Below are 19,916 nucleotides of genomic sequence, written 5' to 3' on the forward strand. Positions count from 1 at the left end.
CTGCGCGGCCCCCGACTCCTGGCGGGTTCCGAGGTTTCCACAGTTTGGCGGCTCACTGTCTTAGCTCCTGCGCGCGTTCCGCGAGGACGGCGATGGCCAGGGAAAAGCGACCAGGTAACGGGGAAAGTGCCAGACGGAGCCAGAAGGCGTCCGAATAGGCATCGAACCGGCCCGGAGTGACGTGCAGTTCCTCGGCGGCGGCCAGCACCTGCGTGTGAGCCGTTCGATACCGTGCGGCCGTCATTCGGTTATTGCGTAGATGAAGCTCCAGGCGGACGTCCACGCCGGCCAGATCCCGGGCGGCCTCGGACCGGGCCGTACTGTCGAAGTCCAGCAATCCGGGTGGGATGTCGCTGTCGGGAATGATGATTTGCTTGTCGTAAAGGTCTCCGTGGGACCATACCAGCGGATCCGGTTCCATCCGAAGCAGGTTGGTGGCCACCTGCTCTGCAGCGGCGCGCAAGGCATCGCGTTGAGACGACAACTCCGGGAGATTTACATTGTGCCGCAGCCAGTCGTTCACCCGTCGCCACATCTTCGTGGCTTCCCACTCTGGTGACCGGAGCGGAAGGTTGTCGAGAACGCTTTGTGCTGCGGGACCGTAGGAGCCAGCCAGTTCCGAGACCCAAGCGCGCGACCATTTCTCCCATGCCCTGGCGAACGTTTCATCGCCAACGGCAGCTTCCTCCCGGCCCAGCTCGTTCAGAGTTGGTCCCGCGATGGCGCTGAAAACGATGACCTGTGAGCTCTCATGGAGGATTCTGGGTGTTGTGAAGTTGCCGGCGTCCAGTAGCACGTCCATTTGTGCGCAGCGCTCGGCCGGAACCACCGCGCCGCCGGGTTCGAAGACCTTTATATAGCAGCCCTCCGCCCGGACGACCGCCTGGCGGTGGGGCCAATACGAAATCAATTCCCCTTGCTGCGCTGCGCCCCGCAAGGCCGGCATTCCCGGATCGTCCAAAGGGATGAGATCGAAGTGCCCGTTGCGCAGATGGCCTCCCCTGACGCCGGGCTGTCCCGGAGTCAGGACCTCCAGTACAAATGCTCCTGGCGTCTCGTCTGGCCACGCCCGCTGAATCAGCCAGGATGTGCCGGTTTCGTCGTCGGCAGACGCTGGAATGGGCGAGGGCCAGTCTCTGGAATCAATTCCGGGTTCCGGGTAGGCGCCGGCCGGTGCTGGGACGCTGTGGAGTGCCGCGTTCCAGGCTTCCCGTGCCCCCACCGAAGAGTGGACAGCCATGCTCTGACTCTCCATGCCCTATCCTCCCGATCCTGAGGCTCGTCAGGCACAAGCCCCCCTTCGTGTGTCCAGCATGAGCTACAACAATGAGGCACGGATGAAACGGTCATGAAGAAACTTTCATGAATGTTTTCCTGAGCCTGGCGCCGTCCGCGTCAATTCCGAAACTTGTCCACAGGGGTTATCCACACTGTTGGTAACTTACATTGCTGTAGTTCAGCGCAACCGGCCCCGATCTGACCGCCCCAGCTGGCGTTTTGCCCATGCCAAGCGGTCAAGCTCTCCACAATTGTGGATAAGCCGGATGGTCGGGGTTGTGGTTAAGTGGAAAACTCCCGCCGTGGGAGGGCGGGCCGGGGCGAGGACAGCCGCAATCCGTGAATGCGGCGAACATCGGAGGGCAGGTTCAGAGGCGTTCCGCACGGCGGTGCCGGATTTCAACAGCTTTATGCACAGTGTTAATAAACCCGGGAACTGCGCCCGGTTGGCGGACATCCCCCGGTCGGGCCGTCAGATCGGGGGTCCTGCTGATTGCAGATCCGTTTATCCCCAGCTGTGGATAAGTTGTGGGTAGTTGAATGTTGTTAAGTGGATAACTCTTGAACGAGGTGCTGCCGCGGACGACAGAGGCCAACCTCACAGCGCAAAACGAAGGATCTGGTGTCGGCCAGGCGGCGGCATCGCACCGCGAAGTTATCCACAAGGAATCCACAGTGTTAATAACGTAGGCGAACGCGGTTTGCTGTCGAAGTGGGCGGCTGAGGCCGGTGGAGGGGCGCCTGGACGCGGAGTGGCCCTGTTGTACTATGTGCAGCGGCGAGTTATCAACACTGTGGAAAACTCAGGGCACGTTGTGCACAACCCTTAGCGCGGCCAGACCCCGGAGCTGCCGCGCCGGTGGCTGTCGACCAGATGGGTGTCCACCATGCCTATGGCTTCCATCAGGGCGAACATGGTGGTGGGTCCAACGAAGGCGAAGCCCCTTTTCCGCAACGCCTTCGATAGCGCGATGGACTCCGGGGACGTGGTGGGGATCTGCTCGTGCGAGGTTGGCGACGGCGTCAACTGCGGCTGGAACTGCCAGACGAAATCGACCAGGCCGCCGTCGTCCCGGAGGGCGATTGTGGCTCGGGCGTTGGTGATGGCCGCTTGGATCTTGAGCCGATTCCGCACGATGCCCGCGTCCAACATTAGGCGTTCCACGTCCGGCGGTCCGAACGCGGCGACAGCATCGGGGTCGAAGTTCCGAAAAGCCGCGCGGAAGGCCGGACGCTTCCGAAGAATAGTGGCCCAGGACAGCCCTGCCTGGAACGCCTCCAAGCTGATCCGCTCGTAGAGGCCTTGTTCGTCGCGGACCGGCAGGCCCCACTCCGTGTCATAGTACTCACGCAGCATCGGGTCGGCTGCCGCCCAGGGCGGGCGCGCGAGTCCGTCGTCGCCCATGATCGTATTGCTGGCACCGGGAGTCATCTGACGTCCTCTCTGGGGTTGGCTGCTCCCAGCATTATCGTGCACCCGCGCGGCGGCGGCGCCAAAGTGGCTCGGGGCCGTCAGTTGGGGCGGCGGAAACACAAAGGACCGGCACACCCTGGGGTGTACCGGCCCTCAGGCGGATTTGGTGTGGCCGTTCCGGCTCAGGAGCGCCAGCGGGTGGTCATAAGGAACCCCACGATCGCGATGCCAAAGCCCGCCACGATGTTCCAGGACCCCCATGCGCCGACCGGGAAGGCGGCTTCGCTGATGTAGAAGGTGATGATCCAGAGGAGCCCGATGATCATCAGGCCGAACATGACTGGCTTGAACCAGACGGCGTTGGGCTTGTTGCGATCCACGGCAGAAGCCTGCTGCGGCTCGCGGGCGATCTTTTTTCGCGGCTTCGACTCGGGCACGGGTCCTCCTTGGCGGGCTGGACCAGGAGCGGCACCTCGGCTTGATATCCTGCAAGAAGGAAAATGCCAGCGGTCTACGCGCTCTTGGTTAGGTTTGAAATCTTATTCGCAGCCAATTCTAGCTGTACTTCAGGCCGCGCCTGCGTCCGGCGCGACCATCCGGGAGGGGGAAGTCACGGTGCTGCTGCAGGACAAAGCCGCGCACGGCCGGGCCCGCGGTACCGGTACCTCCGCTGGCATCACCCTGCTGGGAGAGCTGTTTCTCACGGCGGGAGTTGTCCTCGTTCTATTTCTGGGATGGCAGCTCTGGTGGACAAACGTTGAATCCGCCGCGGCGCAGCGGGAAGTCGTCAAGGACTTTGCCCGGCAGTACAACGCCTCGTCCGTCCAGGGTGACGGTCCGACTGTCCAGGGAAGTCCAGCGGCGCCGTCGCCCGGCCTTAAGGCGGACCACGGCCCCGCAACCGTCGCGCCTGAACCGGCCGCCGGTGCGACGATCGGCATTCTGTATGTCCCGAGGTTTGGCGCGGACTACAGCCGGCCGATCGTGCAGGGGACGGGTCCGGCAGTGCTGGACTCCCTGGGGATCGGGCACTACGACGGGACCGCCATGCCCGGCGCGGCCGGAAATTTCGCAGTTGCCGGACACCGACAGACCCATGGTGCGGTGCTGGACAACATCGACGCCCTGGTTCCCGGCGACAAAATCTATGTCCAGACCCGGGACGGCTTCTACGTGTATGTATTCCGCAACAGCGAGATCGTCCTGCCCGACCGCACGGAGGTGTTGTTGCCCGTGCCCGCGCAGCCGGCGGCCGCCCCCACTGAAAGCTACCTCACCATGACCAGCTGCAATCCACGCTTCGGTTCCCAGGAACGCTTCGTAGCCTATGCCCGGCTGGAGCACTGGCAACCGGGAACGGTTGGCCCGCCGGCGGAAATAGCAGCCCAGGTCCAACGCACCACGCGGGAAGGTTGAGCCTTTGTACGCATGGATTTTCCGCCATCTTCCCGGTCCCCTGTGGCTCCGGGTTGCAGCCGCGCTGGTGTTGGTCGCCGGCGGGCTGGTATTGATGGTTCAGTTCCTTTTTCCCTGGATGGCACAATTCACCCAGTTCACTGATTCAACGATTGGTTCGGCAAGTCACCCATGAGCACAACGAAGATCCTCGTCGTCGACAACTATGACAGCTTTGTTTACACCCTGGTGGGGTACCTCCAGGAGCTCGGCGCGGAGACGACAGTCGTCCGCAATGACGATGTGACCCTTGCCGAGGCCATTGAGATGGCGGAAGCGCGCGACGGCGTCCTCATCTCTCCGGGGCCGGGAGCCCCTGCGGATGCCGGCGTGTGCATTGAGCTGATTAAGTGGTGCGGCAGCCGCAGCAAGCCGATGTTGGGCGTATGCCTGGGACACCAGGCGCTGGCCGAGGCCTACGGCGGCACGGTAACTCACGCGCCGGAGTTAATGCACGGCAAGACTTCGCTCGTGGAGCATCACGGATCCAGCGTGTTCGCCGGTATCCCTTCCCCGTTCACCGCGACCCGCTACCACTCGCTGGCCGCCGTTCGCGGGAGCATCCCGGAGGTTCTGGAGATTACCGCGGAGACCGCCACCGGCGTCGTCATGGGGCTGCAACATCGCGACGCCCCCCTGTGCGGTGTCCAGTTCCATCCGGAGTCGGTACTCACCGAGGGCGGCTACCAGATGCTTGGCAACTGGTTGGAGATCCTGGGCATGGCGGGCGCGGCCCAGCGCGCGGCGGCACTGAGCCCGCTCATCAAGCACTGATGCCCCGCTGATCCCCCCGGCGGAACCGGCCGGGCCGCGCTACGGGGGGACTGTCCCCGCGCGGCGGTCCGGCCCTACTTCGGACTCTTCGTGGTGGTCGGGGTGGGGCTCGGTGAAGGTGCCGGCGGGGGCGGGGGCGGCGGAGCCTTGGCTACGGTGACAGCGATGACCTTGCCTTGTTCGACCAATGCCTCCGGCGCGTCACCCTGCGCCGTGACCTTCCCCGGCTCGACCTGCGAGTTCTCCACCTCCGTCACGCTGAGCGTCAGTCCGAGGGCCTTCGCGGCAGCGTCAGCTTCGGCCAGCGGCAGCCCAATGAGCTGTGGCGTGGCGACCTTGCCGGTGGATACAACGAGTTCGACCGTGCTACCCACCGCGACGGGCTGGCCGGGAGCGGGCTTCGTGGTGATGACGATGCCGGCGGGCACGGTGGGACTGTTATTCATAATGGTGGTCGGAGCACCCACCAGGCCCTTCTGGCGCAGTACATCCCGGGCGGCCGCCTCGGTACGGCCGGGCAGGTCCGCAGGGATGGCCACGGCGCTTGGGCCGTCGGAGATGTTGAGGGTGATCTCCGCATTGGGTTCCAGGGACGTGCCCGACGTCGGCACCGTACCAATGGCGGTGCCCTTGGCAACGATTTCGTGCTGGATCCGGCTGATGCGGGGTTTGAGGCCCGCGTCATAAAGCTTTTGGAGCGCCTCGGATTCTGTCAGGGAGGCCACGGAGGGCACATCGACCCTGACCACCGGAGGCGGTGCCTGGTTCATGATGTTGAAAAGCCATAGCCCGCCGCCCGACAGCACCAGAACGGTTAGGACCATCAGGGTGGCGATCCAGGTTCGACGGCGGGACTTCTGCCGGATGGTGTGTTCGCGTTCGACCGGCAGGACCAGGGGAAGGCTGCCCGTGTCGGTGGAGCCGTAGGTGTCGGCGGCCTGGGCCGTCAGGGCATCCTGCTGACCGGGGATGCCCTGGCTGGGGCGCAGCCTGCCGCCGGGCACGTCATCGAGGAATCTGGCACCCGTCATCGGGAAGGCCGCCGTCGGAGTGTTGTCGGGTGTAGGTACCGTGTCGTTCGGATCTGTCGGAGCCTCACTGGCTGCTAGCGGGACCACTCCCACCCCGTTGCGCGCCGCCCGGAGGGCGCGGCGGAACGCGGCGGCATCCTGGAAACGGTCCGCGCGGTTTTTCTGGAGAGCCTTCATCAGCACGCTGTCCAGGGCATCTGAAATTTCCGGGTTCAGGCTGCTGGCCAGTTCCGGGATCTCGCGCACATGCTGGTAGGCAACGGAAACAGGGCTGTCGCCGACGAAGGGCGGCCGGCCGGTCAGCATCTCGTACAACAGGCAGCCGGCGGAGTACAGGTCGCTGCGGGCATCGACGGTTTCGCCGCGGGCCTGCTCAGGCGAAAGGTACTGCGCCGTGCCCACCACCGCCTGAGTCTGCGTCATGGTTGCCGAGGAGTCCGCCATGGCCCGTGCGATGCCGAAGTCCATGACTTTGATGCCGTTGGAATCGGGGCAGAACATCACGTTGGCCGGCTTGATGTCCCGGTGCACGATTCCGGCCTTGTGGCTGTAGTCGAGGGCTGACAGGACGCCGAGGGTGAAGTCGATGGCTTGGTCGATGCTGACTTCCTTGGCCCTGACCAGGTCCCGGATGGTCTTTCCGGAAACGAACTCCATGACGATATACGGGACGCGCACACTGTCGTCGTGATCACCGGGCACCGCATGGTCGCCGGTGTCATAGACAGCGACGATCGCAGGGTGGTTCAGCGCGGCGACGGCCTGCGCCTCGCGCTTGAACCTGGCCTGGAACTGGGGGTCCCGGGCCAGGTCGGGCCGCAGCAGCTTGACGGCAACTGTGCGGCCCAGCCTTGTGTCCATGCCTCGGAACACGTCGGCCATGCCTCCGCGACCGATCAGTTCACCCAGCTCGTAGCGCCCACTGAGGACGCGCTGTGTGTTCACGGGTCCGCGGTCCTCCCTGTGCGACGGGGTGCGGGGTGAAGTGGACACGGTGGCCTACGGTCGCTTCGAAGGGGTTGGCGACGAGGTGGCGGCCACTTCTGTCGCTAGATGATAGGTCACCACGGACCCGGCTGCCACCTTCTGCCCCTGGGCAGGCTCCGAGCTGACAAACGTGCCCGGGTCCTCATTTTTGTTGCTTGGTTTGACGTTCGCGCCCTTGACCCAGCGGAGGCCGGCCCCCTCGATGGCCTGCTGTACTTCTGCTTCCGAAGCGCCTGAGGGGATAGCGGGCACCGAGACCATCTCCGGCCCCTTGGAGTAGCTCACGGTGATGGTGGAGCCCGGTTCAACCGGTCCGGAAGGATCGATGTCGATGACCGTTCCGGGGGCTGCGGCGTTGAAGACCTCGACGCCGGTGACTTGCAGTCCCCGGCCGTTGAGTTCGTTGCGCACCTCGTTGTACTGCCTGCCACGGTAGGCGTCCGGGAGCAGGTTGATCGCCGCCGGAGTGGACTGGGTGGGCGTCGCCGAGCTGGTGGTGGGGCTCGGGCTTTGCGAGGTGGGCGCGGTGGTGGGACTTGAACTGGTGGGGCTGGAACTGGTGACCACGGCGTTGCTGCTTGAGGGCGCCTGCGTCGGGAACAGGATGCCCGCCTGGGTGAGGATGACGCCGACGAGGGCAAAGAGCACCAGCAGGATCAAGGCGATCAGCGGCCACGTCCACGGGCTCCGGCCGCGGCGTGCCGGCTCATCGACGGGCTCGTCGTAGTCATCGTCCTCCTGGACCCACTGCCGTTCGGCCGCCAGGGCGTCGGCACGGGAAAGCGTGTTCCGCGCACCGTAGGCGCTGGCGGCGGCGGCGCCGGCTGCCAGCCCGGCGGCGGCACCCGCCCCGGCCGCACCGACCACCGGCAGCGCAGAGGTTGCCGACGTCGTCCGGTCCTCCGCGGGACTGGCACCGATGACGTTGGTCGCCGCCGTAGGGACGTCCACCGGTGCCGTGATGGGCCCGGTGGCTGCCTCGAACAGCAGCATGCCCGGGACCGCGGCGTGGGCGGCGGCAATGTCGCCGTTGCGGATGGCTTCGGCGGCGTCGGACAGCTTGATGGCGTCGGCCGGCCTGTTCTTCGGGTCCTTGGCGAGCATCGACATCAGCAGGGCCCGGACCGGCTTGGGAAGCGTCTCAGGCAACGGCGGGGGTGCGTCGTTGACCTGCGCGAGGGCGATGGCGATCTGCGACTCACCGGAGAACGGACGGTGCCCCGTGAGGCATTCGTAACCGATCACGCCGAGCGAGTAGATGTCCGAGGCGCCGGTCGCGGTCTGGCCGGTGGCCTGCTCGGGAGCCAGGTACTGGGCGGTGCCCATCACCTGTCCGGTCTGCGTCAGGGGAACCTGGTCGGCCAGGCGGGCAATGCCGAAGTCGGTGACCTTGACCCGTCCATCCGGCATGATGAGCAGGTTGCCCGGCTTGATGTCGCGGTGCACGAGCCCCTGCGCATGGGCGACCGAGAGGGCGCGGGCGGTCTGGGCGATCATAGAAAGTGTGCGGTCCGGGGAGAGCACCTGCTCGTGTTCGATGATGCTGCTCAGCGGCTGGCCGGGCACGAGCTCCATTACGAGATAGGCAGAACCTTCCTCTTCGCCGTAATCAAAGACGTTGGCGATTCCGACATGGTTCAGTAGCGCGGTGTGGCGTGCCTCAGCGCGGAACCGCTGGAGGAAGCCCGGGTCCCCGGTGTACTCCTCCTTCAGCACCTTGATGGCGACAATGCGGCCAAGGATCAGGTCTTTGGCTTTCCAGACTTCTCCCATGCCGCCAATCGCAATGCGCGTGGTCAGCTGGAATCTGCCGCCGAGGGTGATTCCCGATGTAGGCCTCACTTATTCAACACCGCCTCAAAGATCTTCTTCGCGTTCGGACTGGTTAGCTTTGCTCCGGTGGTGATGTCCACGCCTTGCATGACGATGGTGACAGCCACTTGCGGGTCATTCGCCGGGGCGAACCCGGTAAACCATGAATTGTTCAACCCGGTGCCCAGCTCCGCGGTACCGGTCTTGCCGGCCACCTGGACGCCCTGGACAGCGGCTCCGCGGCCGATACCTTCGCTTACGACGCTGGTCATCCATTCGGTAATCTGGCGCGAAATCTCCGGCGTCGTGGACGTCCTCAGCGCCTCGGGCTTGGGCTCGTCGAGCACCCGCAGGTCCGGTGAACGTACCGCCTTGATCAGGTTCGGCTGCATCTGGACTCCGCCGTTGGCGATTGCCGCCGTCATCAGGTTGATCTGAAGCGGCGTAGCCCGGACGTCCCGCTGGCCGATCGCCGACTGCGCGAGCCCGGCCTCGTCCAGCGGCTCGCTCGGAAAGAGGCTCGGGGCGGAGTCCAGCTTCAGCTGTTCGCCAAAGCCCTGACCGAAGCCGAACTTCTCCGCCTGGTCAGCGATGGCGTTCTGCCCCAGATCCAGCGCAATCCTGGCGAAGGGTGTGTTGCAGGACTGCTGCAGGGCGAACGCGAACGACGCCGTGTCGCGGGTGTAGCAGTTGCCGCCGGCGTAATTGGGGAGCTTGTACTGGATGCCGGGGAAGGGCATTTCCGCCGGGTTGGGCAGTTCGCTGTCCTTGTTGTACTTGCCTGAGCTCAGGGCGGCGGCGGTGTCAACGAGCTTGAAGACAGATCCCGGGGCGAGCAAAGCGCCGGTGGGCCCGCTGACGCTTTGGTTGAGGTTGATTCCGGGGAGCTTGTTGAGTTCGTTGAAGTTGGCCTGCTCGGCGACCGGATCCTGGGTGGCGATCAGATTCGGATCATAGGACGGCTTGGAAACCATGGCGAGGATGGCGCCGGTCTTCGGGTTGGTCACCACGATCGAGCCGCGCTGGCCATCGGGAATGAGGTCGTAGGCGAGTTTCTGGATCTCCGGATCCAGGGTGAGCTCCACCGAGGCGCCCTTGGGCTGGTTGCCGAGAAACAGCTGGCCGATCCGGTCCAGGAATTGCTGGTCCGAACTGCCTGCCAGCGTTTCATTCAGCGTCTTCTCCAGGCCGGTCACGCCGTAGCTCCTCGAGAAATACCCCGTGATTCCGGCGTACAGCTCCGGCTGGGTGTAGGTGCGCTGGAACTTGCAGCTCTCTGTGGCAGGGACGGACTCGGCCACCGGGGCGCCGCCGACGATGATCGCACCACGGTCGTTGCAGTAATTCTGCAAGAGGGTGCGTTTATTCCAAGCGTTGGCTTTGAGCTCGTCGGCACCGACAACCTGCACATAGCTGAGCGCCCCGAAGATCAGGGCGAACATGGCGATGGCGGCGATCCACGCATTACGAATGGCCTGGTTCACAGCTGCTTCACCGCCTCGGTAGGTGCGTCGGGACTCGTGCGGGCGCCGGGGGCCGCGGTGGGCTTCAAAGGCATTGCGGGGACGTCCTTCCGGGCTCCCGGTTCCTGGCCGGGCGGCAGCGGCGTGGTGTCCACCGGGCCGCGCGCGGTGTGCGAAATCATCAGCAGCAGGCCCACGATGATCCAGTTGGCGAGCAGCGAGGAACCGCCGGCGGCGAGGAACGGCGTGGTGAGTCCGGTTAGCGGAATCAACCTGGTAACGCCGCCGATTACTACGAAGCACTGCAGCGCGATCGCGAAGGAAAGGCCGCATGCCAGCAGCTTCCCGAATGCGTCCCGGGTGCCGAGCGCGGCGCGGAATCCTCGGGTGAACAGCAACAGATACATCAGGACGATGGCGAAGAGCCCGATCAATCCCAGTTCCTCGCCGAACGAGGCGATGATCATGTCGCTGTTCGCGAAGGGAACAAGATTCGGCCGCCCCTGGCCGAGTCCGGTGCCGACGAGCCCGCCGTTGGCCATGCCGAACAGCCCTTCGACAATCTGCAGGCTGCCGCCGAACTCGCGGCCATAGACCTCATCGGTGAAGGCGTTGAGCCAGCCGTCGATCCGGAGGGCCACGTGGGAAAAGACCCGGGAGGCCACGAAGCCGCCGGCGGAGATGAGGACTACGCCAATGATCACCCAACTGATCCGGCTCGTTGCCACATAGATCATGACAAGGAACAGGCCGAAGAACAGGATCGAGGAACCGAGATCTCGCTGGAAGATGAGCACGCCGATGCTCACGAGCCACGCGGCGATCATGGGGCCCATGTCCTTGAAGCGCGGGAACTGCAGGGGTCCGATCTTGCGCCCGGCCAGCAGGATGAGGTCCCGGTTAGAGGAAAGGTACCCCGCGAAGAATATTGCCAGCGTGATCTTGGCGATCTCGCCGGGCTGGAACGTCATCGAGCCGATCCTGATCCAGACTCGTGCACCCAGGATTTCGCCGGCACTGATGCCGGGAACCAGGGGCAGGATCAGCAGCCCGGCGCTGACGGCCAGGGAAATGAACGTGAAGCGGCGGAGGATCCGGTGGTCCTTGAGGAACCAGATGACGGCGATTGCCACTGCCATGGCCACGAGGGTCCAGCGCAGCTGGTTGTTGCCGGTGTCTTCCCCGACCCGGTCCAGGCGGTGGATCATGGCCAAGCCCAAACCGTTGAGGGCCACCACCAGGGGAAGTATTACCGGGTCGGCATACTTGGCCCGGATCCGAAGGACCAGGTGGAATGCCAGCGCCGCCGCAGTCAGAAGGCCGGACTGGAACCAGAAGTCCGTGTCGAAGGCCTTTTCCCGGTCCACGCCGACGAGGGCGTTGGCTCCAATCCCCACGGCAAGGGCGAGGATCAGCAGGACGAGTTCCACGTTGCGCCGCGGCTTGGGCGTCGATTCGATCTGTGTCATTCGCCCGCCTCGCATGTCGGCGTTGTCGTGGGGGTGGGCGTAGCGCTGGGCTGGGCTGTGGCGCTGGCATCCGGGCTGGGGGTCGCGGCTGCGCTGGCTGGAGCTGACGGGGAGGGCGTGAGGCACTCGTCCGCCGGGGAGGTAGTGCCGGTGAGCTCCAGGTTCTTCACGATTCGCTGCGCATCGTAGAGGTCGCGCGCGGGCACCGTCTGGCGCACGCGCTGTTGGGAGAATTCGGGCAGGTCTGACATCCGGATATCGGTCACCGCTTCGAGCGTGGAAAGCTGGATGGGGCCCAGGCGTTGGGAAACCCCGTTGTAGATGGCGACATGCTGGTCGTGTTCGCCGATGTAATACCGCGTCTGGGTCCAGGCGTAGCCGAGCCAGAGCCCGACGGTAAGCACGGCCACGATGGCAGCGGCGATGGAGACAGTCAGCCAGCGCCGCGGTCGGGGGACGGTCCGGTATTCCTCGGCGTCCTCGCGGGCCTGTTCGGACTTGTGCGTCAGGACAGTCGCCGCCCGGCGCGCCACGGTGCGTCCGGCAATGGTCGGAATGGACCCTGACTCCGCGGCGGAAGCGGCTGCCCCGACGAGTTCGTGCGGACGGGTGGAGAGTTCCTCGCGCAGCACTTCGGCAGAGAGGTGCTCGCCGAGGTGGGGGTCGGTAGTGGGTTCGGGCTCAATGCCGTCCGCAGCCGGATCATTTGGCTTGTCGGCCGCGTTGCCACCGCCGGCGTCCGATGAATCTGTGGATTTCCCGCCAGGGCCAGCTTCGGCATCCGATTCGCGAGGGGGGACTGCGGAATTCGTGGGCTTTCCGGCCTCCCGATTCTGGAATCCGGAAATACCGGCCGCACCGTAGGTGCTGCCGGCCTGCGGCGCGGCGGCGGCGACGGTCGCAGCGACTGCATCAGCCACGGGCGTCGAGACGATTTCGACGGCGGCGGTCCGGACGTCGTCGGGCGTCCTTTCGGCGATGTCCACCATGACAACGGTGACATTGTCCGGCGATCCTGCCTCGAGCGTGAGATCAACGAGCTCTTCGACGCATTCGCGCAGATCCTTGGTTTCCCGGACCGTGCGTTCCACGACGTGTCCGGCCACGTAGTTCAGGCCGTCAGAACACAGCAGCCAGCGCTCACCCGGTTCAACGTCGAGGGTGGCGAGGTCCAACTCCGGGCTCGCGTCGACGTCCCCCAGGACGCGCATGAGGACGTTCTTATGCGGGTGGGTTTCCGCCTCTTCGGGACGCAGCCGGCCTTCATCGATGAGGCGCTGGACGAAAGTGTGGTCCACGCTGACTTGTTCGTATTCACCGTTCCGCAAACGGTAAGCACGGGAATCGCCAATGTGGGCGAAATGGAGTTTGCCCTCGGCGAGGAGCAGTGCCGTGACTGTGGTGCCCATGCCGGCGAGCTTGGGATTGATGTGGACGAGCTCCGACAGCAGCGAGTTCGCGGTCTGGATCTCGTCGGCGAGCACCGTTCCGGCGTCGCCCTCGTAGTTGTCGTGATCGAGGTGGATCATGTCCAGCACGGTGGCCGCGGACGCGACGTCACCCCCGGCGTGGCCGCCCATGCCGTCCGCGACCACGGCGAGGTGCCGCCCCACATAGGCGGAGTCATCATTCTTGGCGCGCACGCGGCCGACGTCCGAACGCGCGGCGTAACGCATGATGAGCGGCCGCTTCGGGGCTGTTGCTTTGCCGTCGGCCCTGTCTGCGGGAATGTCGGGGGCAGCCATGGCTACGGCCTCAATTCGATGACCGTCTTGCCGATTCTCACGGGGACACCGAGCTCCACGGGGAGGGCCCGGGTCAGCTGCTGGTCTGCCAGATACGTGCCGTTGGTGGAGCCCAGGTCCTCGATGAACCAGCGGCTGCCCTGCGGGAACAAGCGCGCATGCCGGCCGGACGCGTAGTCGTCCTCCAGCACGAGCGTGGCTTCCTGTGCGCGACCGAGCAGGATGGGACTCGCCGCCAGGGGGATGGTAGTTCCCTTGAGCGGACCCTCGGTCACGACCAACTGGCGGGCCTGCTGTTTCACAGGGGCGGGGGCTGGCTCGGCCAGGGCGGGGTTCTTACGTACCTGCCGGGCGGTGGGTGCGCCCGCCGCTGCCTTGCGTCCGATCATCAGGTCACGGCGCATAGCGGCGACGATGCTGAAGATTAGGACCCAAAGGAGCAACAGAAACCCGAAGCGAAGGGCGGTAATTGTCAGTTCACTCACGGGCGGCCGCCTGGATTGGCGGGCAGAAGGCGGAAGGTGATTTTTGTCCGTCCCATCATAATGGTGGAGCCGTCCGTGAGCTCCGAGCTCCCCACGATCTTGTGGCCGTTGACGTAGCTGCCATTGGTGGAACCGAGGTCGACGGCCTGTGCCGTACCCGGCCCGGTCCGGACTTCCAGATGCCGGCGGGAAACTCCTGTGTCATCGATAAGGATGTCAGCCTCGGAGGACCGCCCGAGCACAACGGATGCTGCATTGAGCGAGTACCGCTGACCGTCGATGTCCAGCACCGGCTGGAGCCGCGAGGGCTGGCGCGTCGGCGCGGCAGGCATGGCGCCGTAGCTTGCGGGCTGCGCTGGAGCAGTGGGGGCAGAGGCCTTCTCGGTCCGCGACTTGATCTCAAAATCCCCGGCACGGCGTTCTTCGTCGCGTCGGAAGCTGATGCGGACCGGCCCCTGCAGGGTGTAGCCCTGGCTGCGGACGTGATTGATGACGACGTCGCACAGCTCTTCTGCGAGCGGGGTGCCCCATTCCTGGGCCCGCTGGAAGTCGTCGTCGCTTAGAAGGACGTCGAAAACGTTGGGGGCAAGGGTGCGTCCCGCTGCGATGGTGAGGGCCTTGTTGTCGACTTCGCGGCGGAGGTGGCTGGCGATCTCGACGGGCTCAACCTGGGCGCGAGAACCGGTGGAGAAGACTCCGCGGACGGCCTTTTCGATGCCGCGCTCGACTTTGTCCAGCAATCCCATGGTCCTTCTCCTTTCCTGACGACTGCGGGGCAGTGTTCGTTCCGGAACTCGGTTTCCAACATTTGCAGAAGCCCACCGTGGATGGGCACTCCTACATCAGATACTACTGGGCGAGTCTGGGAATGGCCTTAACGGACGCCGCCACCACCTGCCGAAAAATTCTGGCCGCTCGGCGCTGACATGGGGTGATGCCTCCCTGGCGGAGACGGGTTGAACCGCCGCGGGGCGGGTCCCAAGAGGCAGTAAGCAGCCGTTCCCGGAGCGATCCGGGCTGGCCGCCAGGCCCCGGAATCTGCGGCTGTACGGTGCCGCGGCAGCTCGATTGGTGTTTTTCCGCGGTTGTCCGTTATGCTTGATCTCGCTGCTTTTACGAGGTTGGCGGTCCGCAAAACGGGTCGCTATCCGGGTAGAAGAAGTTGCGCGCGAGTGGCGGAACGGCAGACGCGCTGGCTTCAGGTGCCAGTGTCCGAAAGGGCGTGGGGGTTCAAATCCCCCCTCGCGCACGCACTAGAACCCCGGGAAATCGATGATTTCCCGGGGTTCTTTTTTGTGTGCCCGGGGAAGCTCTGCCCGGAGCGGATGCGAACCCGAGCGCCGCCGTCGGCGTCGGCGTCGACGGTGCAGCCCCCGATGGCTATGTGTCGTCACGCCTGTCCGCGAAGTCCTTGCCCGTTTGCACCGCGCTGAGGCAGTGACCTCTTCCAAAGCGTCAACAGTCCCGATAGGTTTTTGAGTGTCCGAGGATAGCCCTTGTGGACCTGACAGCCTTCTGCCGGGACGGTGATTATCGGAACAGGATTCACGAAGGAGTGAAGTACCCATGGCTTACACAGCTGAAAACTGGCCCATCACCGCTGCTTTGCTGCAGTTCCCGGGAACCGACGCCCAGGGCACCCCTATTAACGACGCCGACGCCTCCGCGTGGGCCGAGGTCCTCACCGAGGTCAAGGAAGCCGGCTTTTCCGACGCCGACCTCACGGACAGCTGGGTCCGCCCCGGCGACCTGAGCGCCGCCCGGCTCGCCGAGTTCAAGCAGACCGCCGACAACGTGGGCATCGGCATTCCCGTCATCTCCGCGATCCGGCGCAGCGTCATCGAGGAAGGAAACTGGGAAGCCAACCTAACCTACAGCCACCGCACCATCGACGCCGCGGCCGAACTGGGCTGCGAGGTGGTCTCGTTCGGACTGCACCAGGCCATCACCGCCGAGCAGCAGAAGCACCTCTGGTTCTGGACGGTTGAAGGCCACAAGGACCCGGTGGGGGACAAGGAAACCTGGGGCAAGGCCGTCACACGCCTGCGCGAACTCGGCCAGCACGCGGCCGAAGTGGGCGTGCTGCTCTCGCTCGAAATGTACGAGGACACCTACCTCGGCACCGCGGACCAGTCCGTCCAGCTGGTCCAGGACATCGGCCTGGCCAACGTCGGCCTCAACCCGGACATCGGAAACCTCGTCCGGCTGCACCGACCGATCGAGGACTGGCGCGAAATGATGGCCAAGACCTTGCCGTATTCGAACTACTGGCACGTCAAGAACTACATCCGCGACGAAGACGTGGCCCGGAACAGCTACGTTGCCATGCCGGCCCCGATGGAAAGCGGCCTGATCAACTACCGCGAGGCATTCAAGGTAGCCATCGCAGCCGGTTATCAGGGCATCATCTGCACCGAACACTACGGCGGCGACGGCCTGTCCGTGACGGCCAGCAACCAGGACTACCTGCGCCGCCACGTTCTCCCTAAGACGGATGGCTACGCCCTGGGGACGAGCAAAGTTGCGCAGGGCCGGCAGCAGCCCACCAGCACCGGACCGGCCAGCTCCTGAACCGACGGCGCCCCAAGTGCACCGGGCCCGGACCCACCCGAAAGCGACGATTTCAACACGGATTCAATGAGGAACCATGACCCAGATCTTCGACAATCCCGCTGATTTCGCGGATGAGGCTTTGGACGGCTTCGTGGCGGCCAACCACGGCTATGTGGCCCGGGTGGACGGCGGCGTGGTCCGCTCCACCGAGGTCCCGGCCGGGCAGGTGGCCCTGGTGGTCGGCGGCGGCTCCGGGCATTACCCGGCCTTCGCCGGCCTGGTCGGGCCGGGCCTGGCCGCGGGCTCGGCGTGCGGGAACATGTTCGCCTCGCCCGCGGCCGGGCAGGTCTACCGGGTGGCGAAGGCCGCCAACGCCGGCGGCGGGGTGCTGCTGAGCTACGGAAACTACGCCGGGGACGTGCTGCACTTCGGCCAGGCCCAGCTGCGCCTGAACGCCGAGGGCATCGAGACCCGCACGGTGCTGGTCACCGACGACATCGCCTCCGCCCCGGCGGAGCAGATCGGGAAGCGCCGCGGCATCGCCGGGGACCTGACGGTCTTCAAGATCGCCGGCGCCGCCGCCGAGGCCGGGCTCAGCCTGGACGACGTCGAACGGCTCGCCGTCAAAACCAACCACCGCACCCGCTCCCTGGGCGTGGCGTTCGGCGGCTGCACCCTGCCGGGCGCGGACGCGCCGCTGTTTACCGTCCCGGCCGGGCAGATGTCGCTGGGCCTGGGCATCCACGGCGAACCGGGCATCTCCGAACACCCGATGCCGACCGCCTCCGAACTCGCCGCCCTTCTGGTCAGCCGGCTGCTCGAGGACAAGCCGGAGGACGCCGGCACCCGCGTCGTGGCGATCGTCAACGGCCTGGGCACGGTCAAGTACGACGAACTGTTCCTGCTCTTCGGCAAGATCGAAAAGCTCCTCGACGCCGCCGGTCTGACCGTGGTGGAGCCCGAATGCGGGGAGCTGGTCACCAGCCTGGACATGTCCGGGCTCTCCCTGACCCTGCTCTGGCTCGATGCGGAACTCGAGCAGTACTGGGCCGCCCCGGCCGACACCCCGGCGTTCCGCAAGGGCAACCTCGCCCCCCGGGCCCGCCGCGAACTCACCGGCCCCGACGAGGCCGCCGCCGAGGAGCTTGAACACACCACCGCAGCGGCGGCCGCCGTCGGCCGGCTGGCGGCCGACCTGCTCGGCCAGGTGCAGCACGTGATCATTGAGCATGAGGAGGAACTCGGCAACCTGGACGCGATCGCCGGGGACGGGGACCACGGGATCGGGATGCGCCGCGGCGTGGACGCGGCAGTCGCCGCCGCCCGGCACGCGCTGGAACAGGAAGGCGGCGCGTCGCCGTCGCGGGTCCTGACCGCAGCCGGGGAAGCCTGGAGCGAACGCGCCGGCGGTACCTCCGGCGCGCTCTGGGGCTCGGCGGTCATCGCCGCCGGCCTCGCGCTGGGCAACCGCGACAGCTACTCCGGCGGGGACGCCGCCGCCGCCGCCACCGCGTTCGTCGACGCGATCACCGAGCTCGGCAAGGCCGAAGCCGGGGACAAGACCATGGTGGATGCCCTCCTGCCGTTCCGGGAAACCTTCCTCAACGAGCTCGACGCCGGCACCTCAGTGGCTGACTCGCTCGCCGCCGCGGCTGCCGCCGCGCAGACAGCCGCGGACCGGACGGCCGATCTCCGCCCGCTCAAAGGCCGCGCCCGTCCCCTCGCGGAAAAGAGCCTCGGACACCCCGACCCCGGCGCTGTCTCCTTCGCACTGATCAGCGAACGGATCGCCCAACACATCAAGGCTGAGCTGGCTCGGCCAGAACCGGCCACATCAGACAAGGCCCAAGCGGCCGGACAGGGAGCACAAAATGACTAACCCCGAAGGTTGGCGCATTGTCATCGGCAACGATGAAGCAGGCGTCGAATACAAGAACGCCCTGAAAGCCCTGCTCGAAGCCGACCCCCGCGTCGCCTCCGTAGTGGACATCGGCGTCGGCGCCAACGACTCCACCGCCTACCCCCACCTGGCAGTCAACGCCGCCCGGAAGGTCGCCGAGGGCGACGCGGACCGGGCGCTCCTGATCTGCGGCACAGGGCTCGGCGTGGCCATCGCGGCCAACAAGGTCCCCGGCATCCGGGCCGTCACCGCGCACGACAGCTACTCCGTGGAACGCTCGGTCCTGAGCAACAACGCCCAGGTCCTCACCATGGGCCAGCGCGTCATCGGCCTGGAACTGGCCAAGAAGCTCGTCGGCGAATGGCTCAGCCACCGCTTCGACGAAAACTCCTCCTCCGCCGCCAAGGTGGACGCCATCCACTCCTACGAAGCCGATTGAACGGAGGCTGAGTAACCATGACGGAAACCCCCAACACTGCGGGCAAGATCGCCGTCGTCGGCTCCGGTTACATGGGCGGCGGCATCGCCCAGGTCCTGGCACTCGGCGGGGCCCGGGTCGCACTCGCGGACGTGTCCGCCGAAGTAGCCCAGAAGAACTATGAGCGTCTCCTCACGGAATCCGATCATTTCGTCGCCGACGGGCTGTTCCCGGAAGGTGCCACCCAGATTTTGCGGCAAAACCTCTGGGCGGCCAAAAACATCGAGGAAGCCGTCGCGGACGCCGACTTCATCGAGGAAGCCGTCCCCGAGGTCATCGCCATCAAGCACGAGACACTGGCCCGGATCAGCGCCGCCGCCCGTCCCGACGCCATCATCGGCTCCAACACCTCCACCATCTCCATCGCCGACCTGTCCGAGCCGGTGACCAACCCGGAACGGTTCCTCGGCGTGCACTTCTCCAACCCCTCGCCCTTCATCCCGGGCGTCGAGATCATTCCCCACGCCGGCACCTCGGCGGCCACGGTCGGCGCCGTCCGCGACCTCGTGCACGCGGCCAACAAGCAGACCGCCGTCGTCAAGGACGTCACCGGCTTCGTGCTCAACCGGCTCCAGTACGCCCTCTTCCACGAGGCCGCCCAACTGGTGGAACAGGAAATCGCGACCGCGGAGGACGTCGACACCCTGGTCCGCACCACCTTCGGCTTCCGGCTGCCGTTCTTCGGGCCGTTCGCGATCGCCGACATGGCCGGCCTGGACGTCTACAACTTCTGCTACAAGTCCCTGCAGACCGACTTCCCGGAACGCTTCGCCACCCCGAAAATCCTCAGCGACCTGGTCCAGGCCGGCAAGCTGGGCACCAAGACCGGAGCCGGCTTCCTCAACGTCCCCGCCGAACGCACCCCCGAGCTCATCGCCTACCGCAACAAGGCCTACGTGGCCATGCAGAAGCTCCTCAACGAGCTCGGCCCCGCCCCCATCAACTGAACCGCCTTAATTGGAGGTGCTGCCTGACAGTACTGAAGCCGTCAAACATCGTGACTATTGCGTTTCTGGGTGGTAAACCTGAACTGTTCCGCTGCGGAACCCGGCGGGCTCGTTACTCACAGCGA

16 protein-coding genes and 1 tRNA gene are annotated in these 19,916 nt (G+C 65.6%); 7 read left to right on the forward strand and 10 right to left on the reverse strand.

Going from position 1 to position 19,916, the window contains the following annotated elements; translation table 11 throughout:
* Positions 1–52: 52 nt before the first annotated feature.
* From OM977_RS00090 to OM977_RS00100, 3 genes are all read right to left on the reverse strand, one after another.
* Positions 53–1,255, reverse strand: a complete 1,203-nt coding sequence (locus OM977_RS00090; protein ID WP_264355541.1) for a hypothetical protein — start codon at positions 1,253–1,255, stop codon at positions 53–55.
* A gap of 849 nt (positions 1,256–2,104) precedes the next feature.
* Complete coding sequence (locus tag OM977_RS00095) at positions 2,105–2,710, reverse strand: DNA-3-methyladenine glycosylase I (protein ID WP_264355542.1); 606 nt, start codon at positions 2,708–2,710, stop codon at positions 2,105–2,107.
* 164 nt (positions 2,711–2,874) lie between these two features.
* On the reverse strand, positions 2,875–3,129 hold the full coding sequence (locus tag OM977_RS00100; protein WP_264355543.1) for a cell division protein CrgA: 255 nt from the start codon (positions 3,127–3,129) through the stop codon (positions 2,875–2,877).
* A gap of 184 nt (positions 3,130–3,313) precedes the next feature.
* On the opposite strand from OM977_RS00100, the gene OM977_RS00105 reads away from it, so the two are divergent.
* On the forward strand, positions 3,314–4,108 hold the full coding sequence (locus OM977_RS00105; protein ID WP_442960737.1) for a class E sortase: 795 nt from the start codon (positions 3,314–3,316) through the stop codon (positions 4,106–4,108).
* 171 nt (positions 4,109–4,279) lie between these two features.
* Positions 4,280–4,921, forward strand: coding sequence for an aminodeoxychorismate/anthranilate synthase component II (locus tag OM977_RS00110; protein ID WP_264355545.1), 642 nt, complete (start codon positions 4,280–4,282; stop codon positions 4,919–4,921).
* A gap of 74 nt (positions 4,922–4,995) precedes the next feature.
* Here OM977_RS00110 and pknB read toward each other — a convergent pair whose 3' ends face one another.
* From pknB to OM977_RS00145, 7 genes are read right to left on the reverse strand one after another with little or no spacing between them, the layout of a single operon-like run.
* Entirely contained in the window at positions 4,996–6,945 is a 1,950-nt protein-coding gene (pknB, locus tag OM977_RS00115) for a Stk1 family PASTA domain-containing Ser/Thr kinase (protein WP_270103055.1), read from the reverse strand.
* Positions 6,946–6,951: 6 nt separating this feature from the next.
* Entirely contained in the window at positions 6,952–8,781 is a 1,830-nt protein-coding gene (locus tag OM977_RS00120; protein WP_264355547.1) for a protein kinase domain-containing protein, read from the reverse strand.
* Positions 8,778–10,235: a peptidoglycan D,D-transpeptidase FtsI family protein gene (locus OM977_RS00125; protein ID WP_264355548.1), complete on the reverse strand. Its 1,458-nt coding sequence runs from the start codon at positions 10,233–10,235 to the stop codon at positions 8,778–8,780. The genes OM977_RS00120 and OM977_RS00125 overlap by 4 nt, the downstream gene beginning before the upstream one ends.
* Positions 10,232–11,683 (reverse strand): FtsW/RodA/SpoVE family cell cycle protein, encoded by a 1,452-nt coding sequence (locus OM977_RS00130; RefSeq protein WP_264355549.1) that lies wholly within the window; start codon positions 11,681–11,683, stop codon positions 10,232–10,234. Before OM977_RS00130 ends, OM977_RS00125 begins: the two co-directional genes overlap by 4 nt.
* Positions 11,680–13,428, reverse strand: a complete 1,749-nt coding sequence (locus OM977_RS00135) for a PP2C family protein-serine/threonine phosphatase (RefSeq protein ID WP_264355550.1) — start codon at positions 13,426–13,428, stop codon at positions 11,680–11,682. The genes OM977_RS00130 and OM977_RS00135 overlap by 4 nt, the downstream gene beginning before the upstream one ends.
* 2 nt (positions 13,429–13,430) lie before the next feature.
* Positions 13,431–13,913: an FHA domain-containing protein FhaB/FipA gene (locus tag OM977_RS00140; protein WP_264355551.1), complete on the reverse strand. Its 483-nt coding sequence runs from the start codon at positions 13,911–13,913 to the stop codon at positions 13,431–13,433.
* The gene (locus OM977_RS00145) at positions 13,910–14,659 is read right to left on the reverse strand and encodes an FhaA domain-containing protein (RefSeq protein ID WP_264355552.1); all 750 of its coding nucleotides are present in this window, start codon (positions 14,657–14,659) and stop codon (positions 13,910–13,912) included. Before OM977_RS00145 ends, OM977_RS00140 begins: the two co-directional genes overlap by 4 nt.
* 420 nt (positions 14,660–15,079) lie before the next feature.
* On the opposite strand from OM977_RS00145, the gene OM977_RS00150 reads away from it, so the two are divergent.
* The 5 genes from OM977_RS00150 (at position 15,080) to OM977_RS00170 (ending at position 19,791) form a co-directional block, all read left to right on the forward strand.
* Positions 15,080–15,162, forward strand: a tRNA-Leu gene (locus tag OM977_RS00150).
* A 317-nt stretch (positions 15,163–15,479) separates the two neighbouring features.
* Positions 15,480–16,484, forward strand: coding sequence for a sugar phosphate isomerase/epimerase family protein (locus tag OM977_RS00155; protein ID WP_264355553.1), 1,005 nt, complete (start codon positions 15,480–15,482; stop codon positions 16,482–16,484).
* Positions 16,485–16,560: 76 nt separating this feature from the next.
* Positions 16,561–18,345, forward strand: a complete 1,785-nt coding sequence (gene dhaL / locus OM977_RS00160; RefSeq protein ID WP_264355554.1) for a dihydroxyacetone kinase subunit DhaL — start codon at positions 16,561–16,563, stop codon at positions 18,343–18,345.
* Complete coding sequence (locus OM977_RS00165) at positions 18,338–18,805, forward strand: ribose-5-phosphate isomerase (RefSeq protein WP_264355555.1); 468 nt, start codon at positions 18,338–18,340, stop codon at positions 18,803–18,805. The genes dhaL and OM977_RS00165 overlap by 8 nt, the downstream gene beginning before the upstream one ends.
* A gap of 17 nt (positions 18,806–18,822) precedes the next feature.
* Positions 18,823–19,791, forward strand: a complete 969-nt coding sequence (locus OM977_RS00170) for a 3-hydroxyacyl-CoA dehydrogenase family protein (RefSeq protein WP_264355556.1) — start codon at positions 18,823–18,825, stop codon at positions 19,789–19,791.
* Positions 19,792–19,916 lie beyond the last annotated feature (125 nt).

It is taken from the genome of Pseudarthrobacter sp. MM222 (assembly GCF_947090775.1).
Classification (GTDB): domain Bacteria; phylum Actinomycetota; class Actinomycetes; order Actinomycetales; family Micrococcaceae; genus Arthrobacter.